This window comes from Mesorhizobium sp. M7A.F.Ca.CA.002.15.2.1 (assembly GCF_003998715.1).
Taxonomy (GTDB): domain Bacteria; phylum Pseudomonadota; class Alphaproteobacteria; order Rhizobiales; family Rhizobiaceae; genus Mesorhizobium; species Mesorhizobium ciceri.
Genome location: NZ_RZPI01001073.1, coordinates 1 through 1,075, shown reverse-complemented (window position 1 = coordinate 1,075; position 1,075 = coordinate 1). Strand labels below are relative to the sequence as shown.

The window sequence follows — 1,075 nt, the reverse complement described above, 5'->3', positions numbered from 1 at the left end:
CAGCGCGCCAAGCTCGCGCTCGACAAGGCCGATGCGGCTCTGCTGGCGCGAAATGATGACGAACAAGGCGATGATGGCGACAAGGCCGATCAGGCTCTCAAACATGGCGGTTCCCCCAAACCAGGCCAGTTTTCACTGACGTTTCGTCTCACTGACAAGCAAATGCGGCGGCCAAACGGCCAGAAAACTCAGCGCGCCGCCAGATTGGCGGCCGGAAAGATCGAGCATGTTTCGGTGCCGAAAGCCAGCAGCTTGCCGCCGCCATCCTTCAGCGTCGCTTCCGACACCGCCAACGTGCGGCCCTTGTGAACAACCCTGCCCTCGCAGACCACTTCGCCGGTCTTCGGCGTGATGGGACGCGTCAAATTCACCTTGAACTCCGCCGTCGTATAGGCCTCGCCCTTTTCGAGCAGCGTCTGCACGGCACAGGCCAGTGCCGAATCGAGCAGCGTCGCCGCCCAGCCGCCATGCACGCTGCCCAGCGGGTTGAGATGGCGCTCGCTCGGCATGCCACGAAAGACAGCGCGCCCTTCCGAGACTTCGGTGAGAGTGAAATTCAGCTGGAAGGAAATCGGCGGCGCCGGATACTTGCCGTCGACGATGCGCTGCAGCAATTCCAAACCGGTGTATTTCAGGATGTCGGCGTGCGGAATGGTGCCGAGGCCGAGCGGTGAGACCCGGCCAGGATAAAGTTCGACTTCGCTCATGTGAGGATTTCTCTGGCTGCGTCCTCGCCAGCTATGGCCTTGCCGCGTGCGTGATGTTTGCGCAAGGCGGCGAGGAAGCCGGTACGAGCGTCCGGCGGCTCGATGCCGCGCGGCTCATAGACGTGGCGGTTGAAGAAGAAGCCGGTGAGCCGGAAGGCGTCGTCGACATCAGCCGCATCCGCGCGCAGGCCGGAGCCGCGCTGCAGGAAGGCCGGCAGAGCCAGCATCCTGTCGCGCCCTGGCAAACCGGCTTCGCGCGATACCGCGCGTCCCGACTTCCGCGAAACATAGGCCAGGTCCTGTCGCGTGCCGGTGGCGGCGCATTGGCTGAGATCGAGGCCGAAGCCGAGTTCGTCCAGCACCAGCAG

Annotated in this window: 2 protein-coding genes; both read right to left on the bottom strand. The window is 64.0% G+C overall.

Features of this window, described 5'->3' with window-relative positions:
* Positions 1-188: 188 nt before the first annotated feature.
* On the bottom strand, positions 189-707 hold the full coding sequence (locus ENZ74_RS32680) for a PaaI family thioesterase (RefSeq protein WP_013532579.1): 519 nt from the start codon (positions 705-707) through the stop codon (positions 189-191).
* On the bottom strand, positions 704-1,075 hold a 372-nt coding region (locus tag ENZ74_RS32675; protein ID WP_206522395.1), incomplete at its 5' end, for a DNA repair protein RecO C-terminal domain-containing protein. The genes ENZ74_RS32675 and ENZ74_RS32680, both read right to left, overlap by 4 nt.